Here is a 20,658-nt window from a genome sequence, read left to right as displayed (position 1 = left end):
TATTTTACTAATATATTAACCAAAATAACTATATCAAAGCAGATCAATATTTGTAAATAAACGAATAAAGAAAAGTAAAGGATTGTTTTTGTTTTTATGTAAAACAAAATTATTTAGTACATTCATCCCATATTTTATAGAAATTATCATAATTACTATAAAATAACAAATACTATTGAAACCCATCCCAATAACAAGGAGGTTAATTATGAACAAAAAATACTTTCTTCTCCTATTAGCCGTTTTTTTCATTTTTTGGCAGTTAATCCCTCCATCAACGTTTGCCAAAAAAAATTCCTCCACGGAATCCATCATTAACCTTCGCTTGATTGCAACGACAGATTTGCATGCTGATTTAATAAATTTTGATTATTATCAATCAAAAGAAAATAACCGGATCGGTCTAGTAAAAACGGCTACGTTAATCCACGAAGCTAGAAAAGAAGAAAAAAACACTTTGCTTTTTGATGTTGGTGATCATTTAAAAGGGAGTCCGATTGGAGAATATCTTGCACGAATTAAAGGAATTTATAATGGGAAAACACACCCCGTTTATCGTGCATTTAATCATTTAAGATATGATGCGATTACAATTGGAAACCATGAATTTAATTATGGATTAAAATTTTTAAATGCAGCTTTAAAAGGGGCGAAAATGCCTGTAGTCAATGCCAATATACGTTCTAAAAAAACGAATAAACCCTATTTTAAACCTTACGTTATTTTAAAAAGAAAGATAGAGGATCAAAATGGGAAAAAACATACATTAAACATTGGGGTAATTGGGTTTGCGCCTCCACAAATCATGAAATGGGATAAAGCCAATCTTGAAGACAAGGTTTACGCAAAACCTATCGTAGAAACAGCCAAGGAATTTGTCCCAAAAATGAAGAATGAAGGAGCAGACATAATTATTGCATTGGCTCATACAGGTATCAGTGCCGAACCTTATCATCCCAATACCGAAAATGCTGTCTACTATTTAACGAAAATACCTGGTATCCACGCCATTCTCTCCGGGCATTCACATCGTGTTTTTCCAGGACCTGCTTTTAAAAAACTTCCTAATACAAATTTAAAAACAGGGACGATAAACGGAAAACCTGTAGTCATGGCGGGAGCTTATGGCAACCATCTTGGTATCATTGATTTAAGAATGATTAAAAAAGCAGGAAAATGGCGGGTAACAAAAGGAATCTCTAAAGTTAGGCCGATTGCGAATAAGAAAGGAAAATCCCTTGTACAAACAGATAAGAAATTATTTGAATTGTTAAAACCGGAGCATCAAGAGACGGTAAATTTGATAAAAAAATTGGAAATTAACAAATGAATGTAAGCAATTAAAATATAAAGGAGAAATCAAAAATGAAAAGCAAGAAAATAACCAAAAATAAATTAAGTTACGAATCTGATGGAAAAATGGGAGAGCAAAATGAAAAGAAGAAAAATCGTAATGACCAACCTGAATTTTTTAATTTCACACAAAATAGTGAATAAAACAAAATACATGGCTTCTGAATCTAAAAGCTTCCATTCATGGAAGCTTTTTCATTTAACACAAAAGGGAGATTTGCATTATTTTTAATCATTCATTTTTTGAAAAAATATAAAATATTTTGTAAAATTTATTGTATCTTACCAAATTAATAAGTAAAATTTTCCTAAAGCCTTATTTGGACGGTGAGATACATGGAGATTGCACAACATCTTTTTACAAATCTTTCCATAATCATTATCTTACTTTTTATTTGTATTATCTTTCTTGAGAAAAGAAAAAAATTTCCCCTGCCTAAAACTGCAATTATCATATTTTCCATCGTTCTAATATGGATTTGCATTCAATTCTCCTATACCCCTGTCTCATCTGCCAGGTATGATTTAAGATTAATTCCAATCGTTATTGGCAGTCTTTATTTTGAAATTGGGCCAATACTTACTGCCGCTGCTATAATTATTCGAAGCTTTTATGGAATTGATACGGGATTTTTTCAAACTGTCGCTCTTTACATACCAGTCTCCATTCTTTCATGGTGGTTAAATCCATGGTTTTGGAAACAGTCTTCCACTCGTAGAGTGATTATTTCCGTTTGCTTCGGAATGGCAATTGGCATCACTTCAGTCATATTAATGGCATTTAATAACACAAATATAAATTTGTTTGATGCTTTTATTGCATACCTTGTGATCCCTGCATTTGGGCTCGGTATCATTTCACATTGGATTGAATTTGTCTTAGTAAATGTGGAATTGAAGCAACAGCTAATAAAGGCGGAAAAACTAAAAGCAGTTGAGCAAATGGGAGCTGCTATTTCCCATGAAATACGAAATCCACTTACTGCTGCAAGTGGCTTTGTTCAGCTTCTTCAAGATGATTACCTTCCAAGACACAAAAGAAAAGAATATTTAGCCATTGTTCAAGAAGAGCTTTGTTCAGCAGAAAAGGTTATACAGGATTATTTAACCTTTGCGAAACCATCCATGGAAAAATATGAAGAACTTAATGTTAAAAAAGAATTAAAGCAAATTATTAGTATCTTAAAGCCACTATCCAATCAATATTCAGTAGAAATTTTAACTGATTTTTCGCTTATCGGTACGATTAGAGGAGATCAGCAATTATTCCGTCAATGTTTTGTTAATGTCATTAAAAATGCGATCGAAGCCATGCCAAATGGAGGTACACTAAAAGTAACAACTGAATATCGTCAAAATTCTATTACCATCAAAGTAAAAGATACTGGAATTGGTATGACTCCACAACAAATTCAAAGACTTGGTGAACCATTTTACTCAACAAAAGGGAAAAATGGAACAGGTTTAGGGATGATGGTGGTATACAGTATTACCCGTGCGATGTCCGGTTCCATCTGGGTAGAAAGTGAAGTTGGTGTAGGGACCACTTTTTACTTTAAATTTCCTGCCTATACTTTTAGTATGAAGGCAGCCAATGAAAAAACCGACGGTATAAAATGACCGCCGGTTTTTCTATGTAATAATTTGTTCAGCAATACTAAATCAGTATTGGGTGTATTGACTAAAAAACCGGCAAATGTTAAGCACTTGCCGGTAGAAGAAGTTCACATTATTTTTGGATAAACATTTGTGTCCAATGTTTCCCTGTAGGTTCATAACCTACCCCGATATGTGTAAAGTTAGGGTTGAGAATATTTTTACGATGTCCTTCACTGTTCATCCAAGCATTTACAACTTCTTGCGGTGTTCTTTGTCCTTGGGCAATATTTTCACCTGCAGATTTATACGTCACACCTTGGTCCCTCATCATATCAAACGGAGAGCCATATGTTGGACTTGTATGAGAGAAATAATTATTTTGCTGCATATCTTCTGATTTTTTTTGCGCCACACTATTTAATTTGGCATCAGCTTTTAAAGCAGGTAGACCATTTTTACGGCGCTGTTCATTTGTTAAATCAATAACCTGCTGAACGTACTGGCTAGCTGAGCCTGTTGGTGCTTTCGTTTCTGTTTGTTTTTCTGGTGCAGGTTGTGCAGCCTTTGGTACTGCTGTCTGTCCTGACGGCACCTGTGCTTTTGGTTGTGGTACTCTATGTTGGATTATACCAGTATTTTCTTGTCCAGGATCTATACGGATAAATTGATACTTAGCATCCTGTATTAAAACCGCCTTAGTGTGCGGGTACTGATTGCTATTCATGCTTGTATGATAAGCAGAAATTAAATCGTCATCATCATGGATTCTTCTGTTCCTGTCATTTTCATTAAACAGATTTACATCCCAATCCGGTTCATTATTATTGTTATTTGTATAATCCTCTGTCAGTAGTCCATTGTGGTCAATGAAATCATCCCTGCCATTTTGGACATTTAACATATCATTATCTCGGTTATTATTGTATCCTACTCGATTATCGACATTATCATTATCATTGGCATTACAAGCCGCCAACCCTACTGTGATTAAGGCCGCAGCAATCACACTAATAGATCGTTTTATCAATGCCAATCCCCCCTTTTAAATTTGTGTTGCTTTTATATTTTTAATATTTTTCGTAAAAGTATTAATGGAAATAATCGACGTTACAATAAAAAAAATCCACCGATTACTACTCGGTGGACTAATGCTTATTTACCTTTTCATTTGGATCATAAATTTATAACGGTCAGCACGATAAACAGATTTTACAAATTCGACAGGGGTTCCATCCTTTAAAAATGTGCTCCTTTGAATAAGCATGACTGGTGACCCTTTATTAATTTTTAGAAGCTTTGCTTCATTTTGGCTTGCTATTGACGATTCAATCGTTTGCGAAGCATAATCAATCTTTAAGTTTAAGTGCCCTTCTATATAGGCATACAATGATTGCATGACAATTTGTTCAGTTAGACCTTTCACAAGATTGGCTGATATATAATTGGTTTCCAATGCCATTGGTACTCCATCTGCCAAGCGAATCCTTTTAATTTCGTAAACAGGGGCATACTCCGAAATTGACAATTGTGTTGCCACTTGATTAGATGCTGGAACAATCTCAAAATGAATTAATTCACTCCCCGGCTCCATCCCTCTTGCTTTCATATCCTCCGTAAAACTGGTCAATCCTTGAAGAGGCTGTTCAATTTTACGCTCCGCAACAAAAGTCCCCTTGCCTTGAAGACGATAAAGATAGCCTTCATTTACAAGTTGAGTAAAAGCTTGTCTAACTGTCATACGGCTTATTTTATATTTTTCAGCATATTCCCTTTCAGGTGGTAGAGCATCTCCTGGTTGTAGTTCTCCTGTTTCAATACATCCTTTGATTTGCTCAACAAGCTGAAAATAAATGGGGATGGGGGAATTTTTATTAATCATTTCTTAATACACCTTTCTGTCAAAAATCTGCAAATGAGCGGTCTTTATGACAAGTTAAGAATGCATCTTAAGTCCAGCAACCGCTGCTTGATCTGCAATAATTGTAACATATGGGTGATTTTTCAGAATAGATGCAGGAAAACTTTCTGTCACTTCCCCGTTCCAAAGCTTATGCATGGCATCATTTTTGGACTCACCGGAAACTAAGAGTAATATTTCCTTACTCTTCATAATGGTGGCTATTCCCATCGTTATTGCTTTAGTAGGTACCTCTTCCTCGTTGTCAAAAAATCTTGCATTCGCTTTAATAGTAGACGGAGCTAAATCAACAACATGGGTATTTGATTGAAAGGATGTCCCAGGTTCATTGAACCCAATATGACCATTTTGACCAATTCCAAGTAATTGCAGGTCAACGCCGCCGTGTTGGGTAATTAATTGCTCATAACGAAGACATTCGGCTTGGATATCCTTCGCAACGCCGCTAGGAATAAAAGTATTATTTTTATTTATATCAAGATGATTAAACAATTTTTCATTCATAAAGTAACGATAGCTATTTGGATTATTGCCAGAAAGACCAATATATTCATCCAAATTAAATGTAGTTACCTCTTGATAAGAGGTTCCATTCTTTTGATGATCTTCAATTAAAATTTTATACGTACCCACCGGAGTGCCGCCGGTTGCTAGACCAAGATTGATTCTTGGATAGTTCCTCACTTTTTCAATAATATATTCTGCCGCTTTTTGGCTCATTTCGTTATAATCTTTTACCTCAATTAATTTCATTTGATATCGTCCTCCTTGTGAAAGGCCACTTCACCACGACAAATCGTCATAAAAATTTCTCTATTATGATCAAGAATGACGATGTCAGCATCTTTCCCTTTAGCGATGCTTCCCTTTCGGTCATAGATGTTTAACTGTTTGGCAGGATTCACAGAAGCCATTTGTATCGCATCCTCAATGGAACATCCTGTATAATTTAAAATATTTTTGAATGCTTGCCCTAATTTGAGAATACTACCAGCCAATGTGCCATCTTCTAATACAGCTTTTCCATCTTTAACGGTAACTTCTTGTCCCCCTAAATCATATGTTCCATTTTTTAAGCATTTTGCCCGCATTGAGTCTGTAATTAAAATAAGACCTTCACGTTGCTTTTGTTGATAAGCCAGTTTTACCATTTCAGGCCGGACATGCACCCCATCTGCTATAATTTCTGCCTTTAATTCATCATGTAAAAAGGCGGCTCCTACGACCCCTGGTTCTCGATGGTGTAGTCCTTTCATTTGATTAAATAGATGAGTCACATGATTCGCGCCTGCTTCAATTGCCTCAACAACTTGTTCGTATGTGGCATCTGAGTGTCCAATAGAGGCAATAATCCCGTTTTCTTTTAAATAGCGAACCATTTCCAATCCATTTGGCTGCTCCGGTGCTAATGTCACCAACTTAATTGAATGGTTAGAAAGAGCCAGCCATTCCTTTAAAAAAGATACATTTGGGTCAATGATATGATGAACAGGCTGTGCACCTGCTCTTTTCGCATTAACAAAAGGACCTTCCAAATGAATCCCTAAAACTTCTGCTTTTCCTTGGTCAGCCTGTGTTTTCATATATTCCCCAGCATTAATTAATGCTTTTTCAATTTCTTTTCGTTCTTGGGTTATGGTTGTCGCTAAAAAGCTAGTAGTTCCTTCTTTGGGAAGTGCGCTTGCCATCGTATCTAATGCTTCCTTCGTCGCATCCATTGTGTCGGCTCCATTTACTCCATGAATGTGAACATCAATAAAACCTGGTACGGCAATAAACCCACTCGGAACCTCAATTATTTGATAATCTTGATCATTTTCAAGATCAGATAGTACCCCGACCTCAATAATTTTTTTATTTTTCATTATTATATATCCGTTTTCTATAAAACGGTCTTCCGAATAAATTTGAATATTCTTTATTAAAATAAGATTATCTTTTGGGATCATTTTTCTATACTTCCTTTCCAATGATACCTACATATTAGCATTGAAGTAATCTAGTTGTCTATACCAATTTACTTTATTATATATTAATTTAAACTTAATCATCACCTTTTTTAATACAAACAATCGTATTTTTTATTAGCAATCAAAAAATTGGTATAGACATCTATAAATGTGTTGTGTATTATGTTAGTTGATAAGCGCTTTCAGATTGATTTATTTTTATTAAAGGAGAGAACACTTCTATGCTAGGGTTTTTACAACGAATTGGGAAAGCACTTATGCTTCCTATCGCAGTGTTGCCAGCAGCAGGTTTATTACTTCGCTTCGGACAACCGGATTTATTAGATATTCCTTTTATTGCGAATGCAGGAAATGCTATTTTTGCAAATTTAGCACTAATATTTGCGATTGGTGTCGCAATGGGGTTTGCTAAAGATAATAATGGTGCTGCTGCCTTATCAGGAGCTATCGGTTATTTAGTTTTAACAGAAGGTACAAAAGCTATTGATGAAAATATCAATATGGGTGTTCTAGGAGGTATAATTACCGGTATCATTGCCGGAAGCTTATACAATCGCTATCGTGATGTCAAACTACCAGAATGGTTAGGATTCTTTAGTGGCAGACGTTTTGTTCCAATTGTCACTTCCGTTACTATGGTTATTATTGCTGGTGTTGCAGGATTTGTATGGCCTCCGATCCAAGATGCAATTAATGGGCTTGGAAATTGGATCATTGGTTTAGGGGCTATTGGTTCAGGTATTTACGGATTTTTAAACCGACTTCTTATTCCATTAGGTCTTCATCATGTGTTAAACAGCTTATTCTGGTTCCAATTTGGTGAATTTAATGGTCAAGAGGGAGATATTGCCCGCTTCTTTGCAGGTGATCCAAATGCAGGCGGTTTTATGACTGGTTTCTTCCCAATTATGATGTTTGGTCTTCCTGCAGCTGCCTTTGCAATTATTGCTGCAGCCAAACCTGAAAAAAGAAAAGCCGTTTCCGGTATGTTTATTGGATTAGCCTTAACTTCTTTTCTTACTGGTATTACCGAACCAATCGAGTTCTCATTCATGTTTATCGCCCCTCTATTATATGGGGTCCATGCCGTATTAACAGGATTATCGATGTGGGTCACCTCCATGCTCGGAATTAGAGACGGATTTACTTTTTCAGCAGGTGCCATTGACTATTTATTAAACTTTAATATTGCAGAAAAACCATTGCTTTTATTAGTAGTAGGACTAATTTATGGAGTTATTTATTTCGTTCTTTTCTATATATTAATTAAAACCTTTAATTTAAAAACACCAGGTCGTGAAGGCGAAGAAGAAACTATGGAAAACGCTCCTACATCGGATTCTACTAATATGAGTAAACATGAAAAACTGGCTTATCACTTTATTAAGGATATTGGTGGTAAAGACAATATTTCAAATATCGATCATTGTGCGACTCGATTGCGTTTGTCGATTAAAGACATGGATAAAGTAAATGATGCAGCTTTAAAGGCACATGGAGCAAAAGGCGTAATGAAATTAAATAAAACAAATTTACAAATTATTGTCGGAACCGAAGTAGAGTTTGTGGCAGACGCTATGAAAAAATTGGATCCATCATCCGTTCATTCAGAGGAAACTACCGAAACAGTATCCACCCCTCTGCAGGGACTTCCGACCTTATCTGACAAAGAGTTCGTGATGCCTATTGAAGGGGAAATCATTGAATTAAGTGAAGTGCCAGATCAAGTATTCTCACAAAAAATGATGGGAGATGGATTCGGTATTATTCCAGCGAAAGGATCCGTTGTATCACCTGTCGACGGTGAAATTATCAATATATTCCCAACCAAACATGCGATCGGAATTAAATCAAAGCATGGTTATGAAATTCTTATTCACATTGGAATAGATACGGTCCATTTAAAGGGGCAAGGCTTCAAAGTTCTAGTTAATGAAGGAGAGCTAGTCACTAAAGGAAAAGAAATACTCACATTTGATTTAGAGTTGATCAAAAAATCAGCTCCTTCGACAGTGACTCCTATTATTTTTACTAATTTAACTAAGCTAAATATGAAAAAACAAGGAAAAGTAACTCAAGGTCAAAGCGGAATCCTTTCCATTGAATAGAAAAAAGCGGCAGGTGAATAAAAGGCACCTGCCGTTTTTTATACCAATACTTCAGAATTCTCCTTATGAAAGAAAGTTTTCATGGCGTGGAAAACATCTGCTTTTTGTTTAAGAATATAATAACGGAATCGCTCATCTTTGATATTCTTGTAAGCCGACATGAGGGTAGAATGGCGATTATACTGATTAACTTCACCATAGCCGAACATGTTAGATACTTTCATTAATTCTTCTACTAATTTCACACAACGCGCATTATCCGATGTAAGGTTATCTCCATCTGAGAAGTGAAACGGATAGATGTTAAATTTTCTTGGATTATATTTAGAATCAATAATTTCAAGTGCCTTACGATAGGCCGATGAACAGATCGTTCCCCCACTTTCTCCTTTAGAAAAGAAGTCTTCTTCTGATACAATTTTTGCTTCTGTATGGTGGGCAATAAACTCAATATCCACTGTTTCATATTTCGTCCGCAAGAAACGCGTCATCCAGAAGAAAAAGCTTCTTGCCATATACTTTTCCCAAATCCCCATAGATCCGCTTGTGTCCATCATCGCGATGACTACGGCTTTTGAATCGGGCTTTACAACTTCATTCCACGTTTTGAATTTCAAATCTTCTTTATAAATTGGATGAAATCCCGGTTTACCTCTCATGGCATTCCGTTTAAATGCCGCCATCATCGTTCTTTTCTTATCGATATTGCCCATTAACCCGGTATTACGAATATCGTTAAATTCGATATTCTCAACAAGATGTTCCTGCTCCTCTTTTTTCTTTAAGTTCGGAAGCTCTAATTGCTTAAATAAAGCTTCCTCAAGCTCCATTAAGGATACCTCAGCCTCAAAATAGTCTTCTCCTGCCTGATCGCCGGCTCCTTGCCCTTTACCAGGGCCTTTCTGAGCACTGGATCCATCACGTGCCACTACATCACCGATTTGACTGTCACCATCACCTTGGCCCACATGTTTGTTTTTGTCGTAATTATAACGAATTTTGTATTCATCCAAAGAACGTATCGGAATTTTTACCACATCTCGTCCGTTAGACATAATAATGCTTTCTTCTGTTATTAAGTCGGGTAAATTATTTCGAATCGCCTCTTGAACTTTTTCTTGATGCCGCTGCTGGTCATCGTATCCTTTACGATGGAGGGACCAATCTTCTTTTGAAATCACAAACTGATGGTTATTGACAGACATTATAAACCCCTCCTTTTAACATTTTGTCATGAAAGATGCACATAATTTTTTATAATACATACAATATCGCGAATGGAAAAAATACGAATAAAGATGGATTACTTTATCCTATGCATATTCATAGAATAATTTACAAATAATTTCGATAATTAGTTATCTGCCTATAAGGTTGGACAATCTTTTTTTCGTATTCTAAAATGTGCTAATGTCGTCGATCTAGAACCTGATTAACTATTCTCCGCAAGACAAGCTTTCCTCCCGAGAGCTGGTACACATCACGTAACGATGCTAAAATCTTGCTACCCTTTACATTTTTGAAAAAAACAGACCGGCAGAGTTTCCGCCAGTCTTATTTCCATTACCTATTCAATAAACTTCCTACATAACGCAATAATTCATTTGCTGAAGTGGAATTATAGCCATATTCATCAATCAGTCGAGCAACTACCTCGTTAATTTTCTTTAGCTGTTGCTCATCTGGTGTTTTCGTAGATGTCGTTATCTTCACAACATCCTTGAGATCGGCAAACAATTTCTTTTGAATAGCCTCTCGTAAGCGATCATGGGAATTATAATCAAAACGCTTGCCTTTTCTTGCATAGGCGGAAATACGGATAAGTATTTCTTCCCTAAATGCTTTTTTAGCATTTTCTGAGATACCAATTTGTTCTTCAATAGAACGCATAAGCTTTTCATCCGGATTGATTTCTTCACCTGTTAAAGGATCGCGTAACTTAGCTTTGTTGCAATAGGCCTCCACATTATCCAAATAATTGTCCATTAATGTTTTGGCAGATTCTTCATAAGAATATACGAATGCTTTTTGAACCTCTTTCTTTGCAATGTTATCATACTCTTTTCGAGCCAATGAGATAAAATTCAAGTAACGTTCACGTAACTCTGGTGTAATGGACGGATGTTGGTCTAGCCCATCTTTCAGTGAACGTAATACATCCAGTGCATTAATGGAAGGTACTCCTTTGCGAATAATCGTAGAGGAAATCCGGTTAATGACATAGCGTGGGTCAATTCCGCTCATTCCTTCATCCGGATATTCTTTTTTCAATTCAGCGACATCAGCAGAGTTGTACCCCTCCACATTTTCACCGTCATACAAGCGCATCTTCTTAATGAGGTCAATATCAGCTTTTTTAGGTTCTTTCAAGCGTGTAAGAATGGTAAACATGGCTGCCACTCTAAGAGTGTGTGGAGCGATATGAACATCAGCAACATCACTTTCTCGGATCATTTTTTCATAGATTCGCTCTTCTTCTGACACTTTCAAGTTATACGGGATTGGCATGACGATAATCCTAGAGTGAAGCGCTTCGTTTTTCTTATTGGCAATAAAAGAACGGTACTCTGTTTCATTTGTATGTGCTACGATCAGTTCGTCAGCACTAATGAGAGCAAATCTTCCCGCTTTAAAATTTCCTTCCTGTGTTAAGGATAATAAATGCCACAGGAATTTCTCATCACACTTTAACATCTCCTGAAACTCCATCATACCCCTGTTCGCTTTGTTAAGTTCACCATCAAAACGATAAGCACGCGGGTCTGATTCGGAACCATATTCGGCAATGGTTGAAAAATCAATACTACCTGTTAAATCAGCAATGTCCTGAGACTTAGGATCGGATGGGCTAAAGGTTCCAATCCCTATCCGCTTATCTTCCGAGAAAAAGATACGCTCTACTAGAACATCTTCAATTCTTCCGCCATACTCCTCCTCCAAACGCATCATATTCAGAGGTGAAAGATTCCCTTCAATTCGAATACCGTATTCTTCATAAAAGTCTTGTCGCAAATGATGGGGAATTAAATGGAGTGGGTCCTCATGCATGGGGCATCCCTTAATTGCAAATACTGCACCACGGTCTGTTAGTGAATATTTCTCTAACCCTCTTTTTAGCATAGTGACTAGGGTCGATTTTCCTCCGCTAACAGGACCCATCAGCAGTAAAATCCGTTTTCGGACATCCAGTCTTTTGGCTGCTGGGTGAAAATACTCTTCCACCAGTCTCTCCAATGCTTCCTCTAAACCAAATAATTCATTACTAAAGAAATTATATTTCTTCGTTCCATTGACTTCTTCAATTCCCGCATCTTTAATCATATTATAGACACGAGAATGTGCAGACTGTGCAACCCATGGCTTTTCTTTTAACAATTGTAAATAATCAGCGAACGTCCCTTCCCAACGAAGTTTCTCTTCTTCTTCACGGTATCTTTCGATTTTTTTTAAAATATCCATAAGGCCCTCCCCCTGTAGTTAATCAGAGACGATTAATATACTTTATGCACTTGGGCAATTGAACATGCATCCCGATGTTGGATTACTCTGTTTCTTTTGTAAAACTCAGTTTATTACGATGATTCAGATAATAGAAGTAAGAAATGGAATTTTTTCTTCTTACCCTTTTCATTTTGTTAACTTAGGCTATAATAAAACTATATGTGTATAAATGAAATTCAATAACAAGGGGGCAATACATAATGGGTACGTTCCTAATCCTTTTAGTTATGGTCGCATTTTTAGCAGCAATCTTCACTTCAGGATATAACGACAAACCAGGTTCTAATAAATAATTTAAAAGAAAAAGAAAAGCACCCTATTCAGCGGTGAATAGCTTGAAGGTTCTCCAACTGAGAAAAAGGAAATACGATGAGTGAAGCAATTCGATGTTGACTTATCGTAGGGTAGAGAGCAAAGGAAGGGTGCTGAAGCTAGACAACTCTTGAAGTCGAACATTACTTTCTTATCTCTTTACAAAAGGACTGCTATTCTAGCAGTCCTTTATTTATTAATCATAAAACCCCTCTTTCCCACTCGTATTCACTTGAATAATGCTGATGGTGGAAGTAGCCTTCTGCCTTGCTTTTAAAAATTACTAAATGTGCTCATCCTTTTTGAAATTCATATTTCATTTATTCATGTCTTTCCTAGTACAAATAAAGAGGCCCTATACTTCTAGGCCTCTTTTTATTTATTTTAAATTTGGATAATTTTGTTGACGTAATGCCTCATATATAAGAACGGCAGCTGCATTGGATAAGTTTAAGGAACGTACTTTATCTGTCATTGGGATTCTCAGACAGACATCTTTATTTTTTTCAATGACATCTTTAGGGAGACCATTCGTTTCCCTGCCAAAAATAAAGTAATAGTCTTTGTTTAAGTCACTATAATTTAAGGAAGAATGCGGTCTTTGTCCGAATTTCGTTAAGTAATAATATTCTCCGTCTGCATTTTTTTCATAAAATTCATCTAAGGAATCATAATAGAAAATACGAACAAATTCCCAATAATCTAGACCGGCTCTTTTTAGTGTTTTGTCATCCATTGAAAAGCCCAATGGACGGATCAAATGAAGCGTAGTATCTGTAGCCGCGCAAGTGCGGGCGATATTACCTGTATTTGAAGGGATTTCTGGCTGATATAAAACAATGTGCAATGACATGAATTTCACCTCATTAAAAGCTCTATCAGTTATTATACCACTCTCACTCCCCTCATCAAGCAGGCTCATCCATCCACAATCGTATAAAATTTATATTTTATATTTGGTGTGTAGGCAGATGAATCTTCATAAGCCCAGTATCTCATTCGGCTATTATAAGTATGTGCATTGACTAAAGGCATATTGTATGCATCCTTGGCAACGACGATCGTATTATGATTAAATCTGCCGTCGCCTTCAAAATCATAGCAAATCACATCCCCATACGTTAATTGATCAGGACTGCTAACTTCTTTCGCTCGTAAACCGATTTTGGAATTTGCCAAATAATTTTTTAACGAATGTGCTACAGCCCAACTATAACTCCAATTGTTATTTTGCATCCACCAACCATTCCCTCGGTTTGGGTAGCCTCTCATAGGAGCCCCGCCTGCATGTAAACATTGAGAAATAAAATTGGTACAATCATTTTCAAATTTTTTATATGCTGGATTATAGCTATTCCACCAACGCTCAGCATATTGTACGGCTTTAAGACGATCATATTTAAAAACTATATGGTCACCTTTTGTAACACGTTCTATGGAATCCCTAAAGGTATCTTCTTGAAAATCTAGTGCTGGAATCTCTTCATCTGAGATAATGGAATTTTTATATAGTTTAGCTAGTCTTTCTTCTACCTCTTCCTCGATATAGAAATTTCCTTTTTGTTTGATCAAATAACGATAATGAGCGAGATATTTTACTTTTTGAATACCATCTTGATCAGATTTGTCTATAATTTTTCCTGTTGCTTTTACCTTAACAATTTCAGCCGATCTTTTTGAACAGGAATCCAGCTTACGTTCCGCCTTTGGAAAAAAATCCTTGTATTCTCTATTCGAAAGAACAAACTGCTGAACTCTATTTTCAAACAACTCTTGAAGTGATTTATACATTTGTTTCACTCCCTTCACTCCATACATATGAAAGGATGAAGAATTTAACATCAAAGGAAGGTTAAAAATAAATTTTGTCGTCTATTCGAAAGCCGAATATTCTTTCCCCATTAAAAAAAGAGCGAATCTCTATTATTCGCTCTTTTCGTCCTTGTAAAGACTTAATCCCTTTTCAATTTCTATTAGAACAACCGGATCCATTTCCCGTTCTTTTGCTTCCTTTAAGGCAGTAAACGCCTCTTCTCCACCAATTTTTCCTAGTGCCCAAGCTGCCGTTCCTCTAGACACCACACTAGCTTCTTTCTGTAATACATCCACTAGATCTGGTACAGCTGATTTGTCCTTAAAATGGGCCAATGCTAACATTGCGTTCCGTTGTATCGGTTTCTTCCCTCTCCAAGCTCCAGCCAAATATCCAAACTTTGATTTAAATTCTCGATTGCTTAATTTCAGGAGTGGCTTCAGCAATGGCTTCACAATCTCTGGGTCGGGCTCCATCTCCTCATGAAAATGAAAGTTTTTACCCTTATTATACGGGCATGCGGTTTGACAAGAGTCACATCCATATAGGCGGTTGCCAATTTTTCCCCTAAACTCATCTGGAATGAGTTCTTTTGTCTGTGTTAAATAGGAAATACAGCGTTGTGCATTAATCTGTCCTCCTTGAACTAGTGCACCGGTTGGACAAGCTTCTAAACATTTTGTACAGGAGCCACATTGGTCTTCCACTGGCGTATCGGGAGGAAAAGGAATATTTGTAATCATCTCACCTAAGTAAACATAGGAACCAAACTCAGGAGTAATAATGGCACAGTTTTTTCCACTCCATCCTATGCCAGCCCTTTCGGCCACAGCCCGATCAGAAAGCTCACCAGTATCAACCATCGACTTTAAACGAGCTTCTGGTAGCTTCGATAAAATAAATATCTCAAGTTTTTGAAGCCTTTCCCTTAGAATATGATGATAATCCTGTCCCCAAGATGCACGTGCAAACATCCCCCGCCTCATCCCTTTTTTTCCTTCAACCCGATCTGTCATTTTTGAAGGATAAGCAAGGGCAATAGAGATGATAGATTGAGCCCCATCTAACAATAGTCCTGGCGTGACTCGCTTTTCAATATCCGGCTCTTCAAATCCTGATTGATAGCCTAGTTCCTGTTGTCGTATCAAGCGATTTTTTAATTCTTTAAAAGGTTCTGCTGAAGTAAACCCTATTTTATCAATTCCTATTTCTTTACTATAGGCAATGATTTCTTGTTTTAATTGTTGAACGTCCATCATTTACCTCCCTTCACTTAGGTTGATCTATATATCAAATGTTTAATTTTTTTAGGTTGCACATCTATCTATGATAAACTATTTTTAGATAAATTTGGAGGTGGAATCGTTGGAAATTCAGCTTTCATCGGAAATTACTAAACTGATTCCCCATTTTAAATTAGGGGTAATTGAATATAAGAATATTACTATTGGAGATTCACCGCAAATGCTTCGAGGGAGACTCCAGCTTTTCCAAGAATCCATTTATTTTGATTTAGAAGGAAAAAGTGTAACTGATCTTCCCGGCATTCAAGAATGGAGAAAAATCTTTAAATTAATAGGGAAAGATCCAAACCGTTATCGCCACTCAGCCGAAGCTTTGTATCGTAGAGTGCATAAACAAAATTATCTTTCTTCTGTTCAAAGTGCAATTGATTTAAATAATTTCTTCTCATTAAAATACCAGGTACCAGTGGGTATTTATGATTTGGATTTACTCCAAGGACCAGTCAAAGTGCGCATTGGCATGGAAGGTGAGGAATACATAGGCTTGAATGGGAGGAAAAATTCAGCGGCACATCTTTTATTGACATCCGACCAAAAAGGGCCATTTGGAACACCCTTCGTCGACTCCGAAAGAACAGCTGTAACAAATACAACAAAAAACGCCTTACAAATCGTTTATATAAGACCATCTACAGATTACACAAATGCTCATAAAATGACAGAATCACTCATGAACATGTTTGTTCAAATACATGGAGGAGAAGCTTCCTATCAAATAATTGGGTGTCTATAACTAGAAAAGTAAGCCCCCACTACTTAGCAGTGTATGGCCTAGAGCTCTCCAATTGAGATAAAGAAAATAGGATGAAACGAATGGAGAATCGATGTTGACTTATCGCTGAGTAGGTAGAATAGGCGTTTCGCCACTAAGGGGCTTGCTATACACAGTACTTGAAATCAAATATACTTTTTAACCAATAAAAAAACGCAACATATCGTTCTTTTTCGAAACAATACACTGCGTTAGTTATGTATGGAGCGGGTGATGGGAATCGAACCCACAACAACAGCTTGGAAGGCTGTGGTTTTACCACTAAACTACACCCGCATTTTATATAAATTTGTCAAATTAAAGAACCAATAATTTATCAACGATTATTATAATACATAGAAATGCCATGGACGTCAAGAGTAAATTGCAGGTTTTTGTCGAATTTTTTAAGAAAAAATGAAAGCTGTCATTTGCTACTAAAATTTCTACGGGAACAACGTCAAATATAAAGAGCACTAAATGTGCTCTTTTATTGTTAGCTATTTTAGCCAGTTTTAAATGGTTATATAACTGGATACTGAGAAAAAGGCAGCATAGCCTAGAATCATTAAAATCTGAAAAACAATTCCAACAATACTACAAATAAACCCTACAGTTGCTAACGCTTTGCCACTTTCATTTGTATTATTAATCTGTTTTACAGCTTTCCTTGAAAAAACGATTCCAATAATCCCTAAGATCAAACCAATAAAAGGAATAAATAATGATAAAATACCAACTGTTATAGAAACTACTGAACTATTATTTATTTGATTTTGTACTGACATTTCTTTTCCCCTTTTTAGATAATTTTACCATTTTTATCAAACTTGGATATAAACTATCCTTATTTTTTAAACCTTTTATTGGTGAACTCTTAGGGGATTCACATACATTAAAAATTTATATTCGGGTACCGACAAAGTTTGATCGATATTACAATCCACTTTTGTAAACCTAAAAGGATGAATCATATATAGAAATTACCTATATTGAGAAGCACTATTTCATCAAAATAATCTCTTTACAAACTAATGACCAAGATTAATAATATTAGAATTATATTAAAGTTCAGTATTAACTGAATCTCTCCTAAATAGTAAGTGTTTATTAATCAAAATCAATTTCTTCTTCTACTTTTAGTATCCTTCCTGATCTCGCCAAAATTTCTACTTCAAATAACCTATTATCTTCTGTTAATATGAAGACTTCATAAACTAAAACACCATTTTCTAAATCCATATCTACGTGTAGAATGGTCCCTGGCACACGATTAAGGGCAATTTCTTGAGCTTGTTCCTTTGTAATTCTTTGTCTATACATAGATGATGGAGTGTGATAATAATAATTTCCATACATTTGTAAATTTCCTCCCCAACGAAAGTTCAACTCATTTATCCATATGTACTAGACAAATTTTTTGTGTATATTCCTAACCATTATTTGTAGTGATAATTCTTAATAATAGAACAATTATCCATACAGTGATTTAAGTCAAACTTGTTGATAAATAATTGTTGAAAGTTGTCTCTTTCCAATTAATAAAAATTATGATTCAATTAGAACGTAAAAGTATATAATTGGAAATAATGTTTGGGTAATTTAATGTATTGGAAACTAAGGAATCGAAACCCTAGAACTTTCACAAACATTTAAGTTGTGAAAGTTCTAAAATAAACAATATTGTTTTCAAAGCAAAAAAACATTACTTCATTAAGAAGTAATGCCTATTACACTTATTTATCAAACTGTCAACTCATTCATATTGTTTTTTTGAAAAGAAGGATTTCTTAGATAATCCGTTATAGAACTCTTTCTTAACTGGTATTGATCCACTCATCTTCTTAATGGAATTGGACATCAATTTTATTTTTGGTGTTTTGAGTTAGTTTTGGCATTCTTACTTCAAGTACGCCATTTTTGTAAGTGGCCTTAACTCCTTCACTTGAAACAGGACCAGGTAGTGAAACAGTTCTATGAAAACTACCAGTATAGCGTTCTTTTCTATACATATTCTCTTCTTTTACTTCGTTCGTTTTATTCATTGTGCCACTAATGGTTAACATATTGTTTTCAATATCAATGTTGATGTCCTCTTTCTTTTCAATGCCAGGAATATCACAAGTGGCTATCACTTCATGGTCTGTTTGGTGAACATCTACCCTAATGTTTCCAAGATGGTTTTCATGAGTAAAATCAAAAGGGAAGTTAGAGAAAAAACGATCAAAGTCTCTCCTTACATTGGCTAATTGTCTAAATGGATCATAAGGTGTTAATGCCATAAGTACAGCCTCCTATGTGATTTTTTTTACTTTTGTATTATGTACTCTTAGCTGTAAGTTATTCGCATTAACAAGTTAATCCTTATTACTGAATTACTCATTCTAAAAACAACATAAGGAACTCCCCTTCAAAAAAATATTTTGCAAATGAATAGGTTTACCCATTTCTATTCATTTGGAATCTACGTGCGGCATTTATAAAATTGTTAGCTGCCCCCTCACAAGAATTCAAATATATATGTGCATAGCTTGCCACGACATTTTGTTGATGAAAACCGTCCATATACTCACGCCCATCACTGGTTTTTGCAGTATAGAAATCCGATAAAATCTCAGAACTTACGACCCGAGACTGGTGAAACTCCTGACCTCGAATAACCGTTCCGGCACAACCGAGTAACGAATCGTGACGTGTTGTCAGCTCGATATATCGAATTTGCAAATATGACGAGTCCATAACAAAATCAACGGGTAAAACACCACTCATTGAGTAGGTTTTTCCGTCAAATCCAGTCAGCGAACGCCCGAGATAAATCAGGCCTCCACATTCGCCGAAAATCGGCATTCCTAATTTAGCAGCATGACGCAGCTGCGTAGCCAGATTGACGTTATCCTCGAGTTCACGAACGAAACTCTCTGGATATCCCCCACCAAAATACACTGCATCCGTATCAGGAGGCAACGTGTCTCCCTTGATTGGAGAAAACTCTACAATTTCAAATCCTGCCTCTTTCAGAGCTAATAAATTTTCCTCATAATAAAAACAAAACGCAGCATCACGTGCGACAGCTAAACGAGCAGATTGTGTTCGAATTACTGGCTTCGAAAATGACAATTTTGAAATTTCATTTACTTTTAACTCCAGTCCAAAAATCTTATCGACATCCATTTGCTTTGCGACGTGATTTAAGTCGCTGTTATCATCGAACTCTGTATTCTCATATGTGGTAATAAGCCCAAGATGACGCTCGGCCACTTCAAGGGCTGGGCTATTACATATGGTAGTTACTACTTGGTTCCAACGTTCCACACCGATAGCGTCCTTGATTAAGTTTTTATGAACTTCACTACCAATGTATCCACATCGGTTTAGAATATATCCAGCAATTTTCATATGAGGGTCAAATGTTGCCACTCCATCCATTATCGCTGCGGTCGTGCGTGTCATCCCGTATACGTCTATAACCACGACGACAGGTATGTCGAGAATTTTAGCGATATGTGCGGCACTCCCCTCATCTGTACCATTCGCACCATCAAACAACGCGCCCATTCCCTCAATAACTGCGATGTCCGCTTTTTGGCTCCACCGTGAGAAAGTCTCGCGAATTCCAGCTTCCCCCATCATCCAATAATCCAAGTTCACGGATGGCTTGTCAACAATTGCAGTGTGATACATAGGGTCGATGAAATCTGGTCCAATTTTAAACGGCTGAACATTCAATCCTTTTGCTTTAAGAGCGGCAAGCAATGCTCGTGTCACTGTCGTTTTACCCGCTCCACTATGCGTGGCTGAAATAATAATTGCAGGCGTTTGATTGTTTGGTTGCATCTCTTTTCTCCTTATTGATCGTTCCTTTACTTACTACGATATATATAATTATCTAATACAGGTTGAAATGATGCTAGTATAGTTTCATGGACACAACTAAGTTAAGTTTTTTGTAAATCTGACCATACTAGGTATAGAAAGGTTGTGTCCAAATGGTAAACAAAAATACAGGTAAAAAATATAATGCGGATTTTA

Annotated in this window: 18 protein-coding genes and 1 tRNA gene; 5 read left to right on the top strand and 14 right to left on the bottom strand. The window is 36.2% G+C overall.

Going from position 1 to position 20,658, the window contains the following annotated elements; translation table 11 throughout:
- Nucleotides 1–208: 208 nt before the first annotated feature.
- The 3 genes from G4Z05_RS10450 to G4Z05_RS10445 all read left to right on the top strand — a co-directional run bounded on the left by G4Z05_RS10450 (nt 209) and on the right by G4Z05_RS10445 (nt 2,973).
- Entirely contained in the window at nt 209–1,330 is a 1,122-nt protein-coding gene (locus tag G4Z05_RS10450; protein ID WP_163251883.1) for a metallophosphoesterase, read from the top strand.
- Between the two features lie 35 nt (nt 1,331–1,365).
- Nucleotides 1,366–1,497, top strand: coding sequence for a hypothetical protein (locus G4Z05_RS16630; RefSeq protein WP_276207640.1), 132 nt, complete (start codon nt 1,366–1,368; stop codon nt 1,495–1,497).
- 192 nt (nt 1,498–1,689) lie between these two features.
- Nucleotides 1,690–2,973, top strand: coding sequence for a sensor histidine kinase (locus tag G4Z05_RS10445; protein WP_163251882.1), 1,284 nt, complete (start codon nt 1,690–1,692; stop codon nt 2,971–2,973).
- Between the two features lie 109 nt (nt 2,974–3,082).
- Here the strand turns inward: G4Z05_RS10445 and G4Z05_RS10440 are convergent, their stop codons facing one another.
- The 4 genes from G4Z05_RS10440 to nagA all read right to left on the bottom strand — a co-directional run bounded on the left by G4Z05_RS10440 (nt 3,083) and on the right by nagA (nt 6,819).
- Entirely contained in the window at nt 3,083–3,979 is an 897-nt protein-coding gene (locus G4Z05_RS10440) for a CAP domain-containing protein (RefSeq protein WP_240465362.1), read from the bottom strand.
- A gap of 129 nt (nt 3,980–4,108) precedes the next feature.
- Nucleotides 4,109–4,831, bottom strand: coding sequence for a GntR family transcriptional regulator (locus G4Z05_RS10435; RefSeq protein WP_163251881.1), 723 nt, complete (start codon nt 4,829–4,831; stop codon nt 4,109–4,111).
- Between the two features lie 54 nt (nt 4,832–4,885).
- Nucleotides 4,886–5,623: a glucosamine-6-phosphate deaminase gene (gene nagB, locus G4Z05_RS10430; RefSeq protein ID WP_163251880.1), complete on the bottom strand. Its 738-nt coding sequence runs from the start codon at nt 5,621–5,623 to the stop codon at nt 4,886–4,888.
- Nucleotides 5,620–6,819: an N-acetylglucosamine-6-phosphate deacetylase gene (nagA, locus tag G4Z05_RS10425; RefSeq protein WP_205597523.1), complete on the bottom strand. Its 1,200-nt coding sequence runs from the start codon at nt 6,817–6,819 to the stop codon at nt 5,620–5,622. Before nagA ends, nagB begins: the two co-directional genes overlap by 4 nt.
- Nucleotides 6,820–7,061: 242 nt before the next feature.
- Between nagA and nagE the strand changes: the two genes are divergently transcribed.
- Nucleotides 7,062–8,948 carry an N-acetylglucosamine-specific PTS transporter subunit IIBC gene (gene nagE, locus G4Z05_RS10420; protein ID WP_163251879.1) on the top strand — a complete coding sequence of 629 codons (1,887 nt, stop codon included), beginning with the start codon at nt 7,062–7,064 and terminating at the stop codon, nt 8,946–8,948.
- Between the two features lie 38 nt (nt 8,949–8,986).
- Here nagE and yhbH read toward each other — a convergent pair whose 3' ends face one another.
- The 5 genes from yhbH to queG all read right to left on the bottom strand — a co-directional run bounded on the left by yhbH (nt 8,987) and on the right by queG (nt 15,830).
- Entirely contained in the window at nt 8,987–10,153 is a 1,167-nt protein-coding gene (yhbH, locus tag G4Z05_RS10415; RefSeq protein ID WP_163251878.1) for a sporulation protein YhbH, read from the bottom strand.
- 358 nt (nt 10,154–10,511) lie between these two features.
- Nucleotides 10,512–12,407 (bottom strand): PrkA family serine protein kinase, encoded by a 1,896-nt coding sequence (locus G4Z05_RS10410; RefSeq protein WP_163251877.1) that lies wholly within the window; start codon nt 12,405–12,407, stop codon nt 10,512–10,514.
- Nucleotides 12,408–13,140: 733 nt separating this feature from the next.
- Nucleotides 13,141–13,614: a tRNA (uridine(34)/cytosine(34)/5-carboxymethylaminomethyluridine(34)-2'-O)-methyltransferase TrmL gene (trmL, locus tag G4Z05_RS10405; RefSeq protein ID WP_163251876.1), complete on the bottom strand. Its 474-nt coding sequence runs from the start codon at nt 13,612–13,614 to the stop codon at nt 13,141–13,143.
- Nucleotides 13,615–13,679: 65 nt separating this feature from the next.
- Nucleotides 13,680–14,552 carry an amidase domain-containing protein gene (locus G4Z05_RS10400; protein WP_163251875.1) on the bottom strand — a complete coding sequence of 291 codons (873 nt, stop codon included), beginning with the start codon at nt 14,550–14,552 and terminating at the stop codon, nt 13,680–13,682.
- Nucleotides 14,553–14,684: 132 nt separating this feature from the next.
- A complete protein-coding gene (gene queG, locus G4Z05_RS10395; protein WP_163251874.1) occupies nt 14,685–15,830 on the bottom strand; it encodes a tRNA epoxyqueuosine(34) reductase QueG in 1,146 nt (381 codons plus the stop codon).
- Between the two features lie 109 nt (nt 15,831–15,939).
- Between queG and G4Z05_RS10390 the strand changes: the two genes are divergently transcribed.
- The gene (locus G4Z05_RS10390; RefSeq protein ID WP_163251873.1) at nt 15,940–16,611 is read left to right on the top strand and encodes a B3/B4 domain-containing protein; all 672 of its coding nucleotides are present in this window, start codon (nt 15,940–15,942) and stop codon (nt 16,609–16,611) included.
- Between the two features lie 241 nt (nt 16,612–16,852).
- On the opposite strand, the gene G4Z05_RS10385 is transcribed toward G4Z05_RS10390, so the two are convergent.
- The 5 genes from G4Z05_RS10385 to G4Z05_RS10365 form a co-directional block, all read right to left on the bottom strand.
- Nucleotides 16,853–16,926, bottom strand: a tRNA-Gly gene (locus G4Z05_RS10385).
- A gap of 218 nt (nt 16,927–17,144) precedes the next feature.
- A complete protein-coding gene (locus G4Z05_RS10380; RefSeq protein WP_163251872.1) occupies nt 17,145–17,417 on the bottom strand; it encodes a DUF4190 domain-containing protein in 273 nt (90 codons plus the stop codon).
- Between the two features lie 322 nt (nt 17,418–17,739).
- The gene (locus G4Z05_RS10375) at nt 17,740–17,988 is read right to left on the bottom strand and encodes a PepSY domain-containing protein (protein ID WP_163251871.1); all 249 of its coding nucleotides are present in this window, start codon (nt 17,986–17,988) and stop codon (nt 17,740–17,742) included.
- A 485-nt stretch (nt 17,989–18,473) separates the two neighbouring features.
- Complete coding sequence (locus tag G4Z05_RS10370; protein ID WP_163251870.1) at nt 18,474–18,911, bottom strand: Hsp20/alpha crystallin family protein; 438 nt, start codon at nt 18,909–18,911, stop codon at nt 18,474–18,476.
- A 157-nt stretch (nt 18,912–19,068) separates the two neighbouring features.
- The gene (locus G4Z05_RS10365) at nt 19,069–20,463 is read right to left on the bottom strand and encodes a cobyrinic acid a,c-diamide synthase CobB (protein WP_163251869.1); all 1,395 of its coding nucleotides are present in this window, start codon (nt 20,461–20,463) and stop codon (nt 19,069–19,071) included.
- Nucleotides 20,464–20,658: the final 195 nt, after the last annotated feature.

The organism is Neobacillus thermocopriae (assembly GCF_010975035.1).
Lineage (GTDB): Bacteria > Bacillota > Bacilli > Bacillales > Cytobacillaceae > Neobacillus > Neobacillus thermocopriae.
The sequence above is the reverse complement of the archived record's forward strand: the minus strand, read 5'-3'. Positions and strand labels throughout refer to the sequence as shown.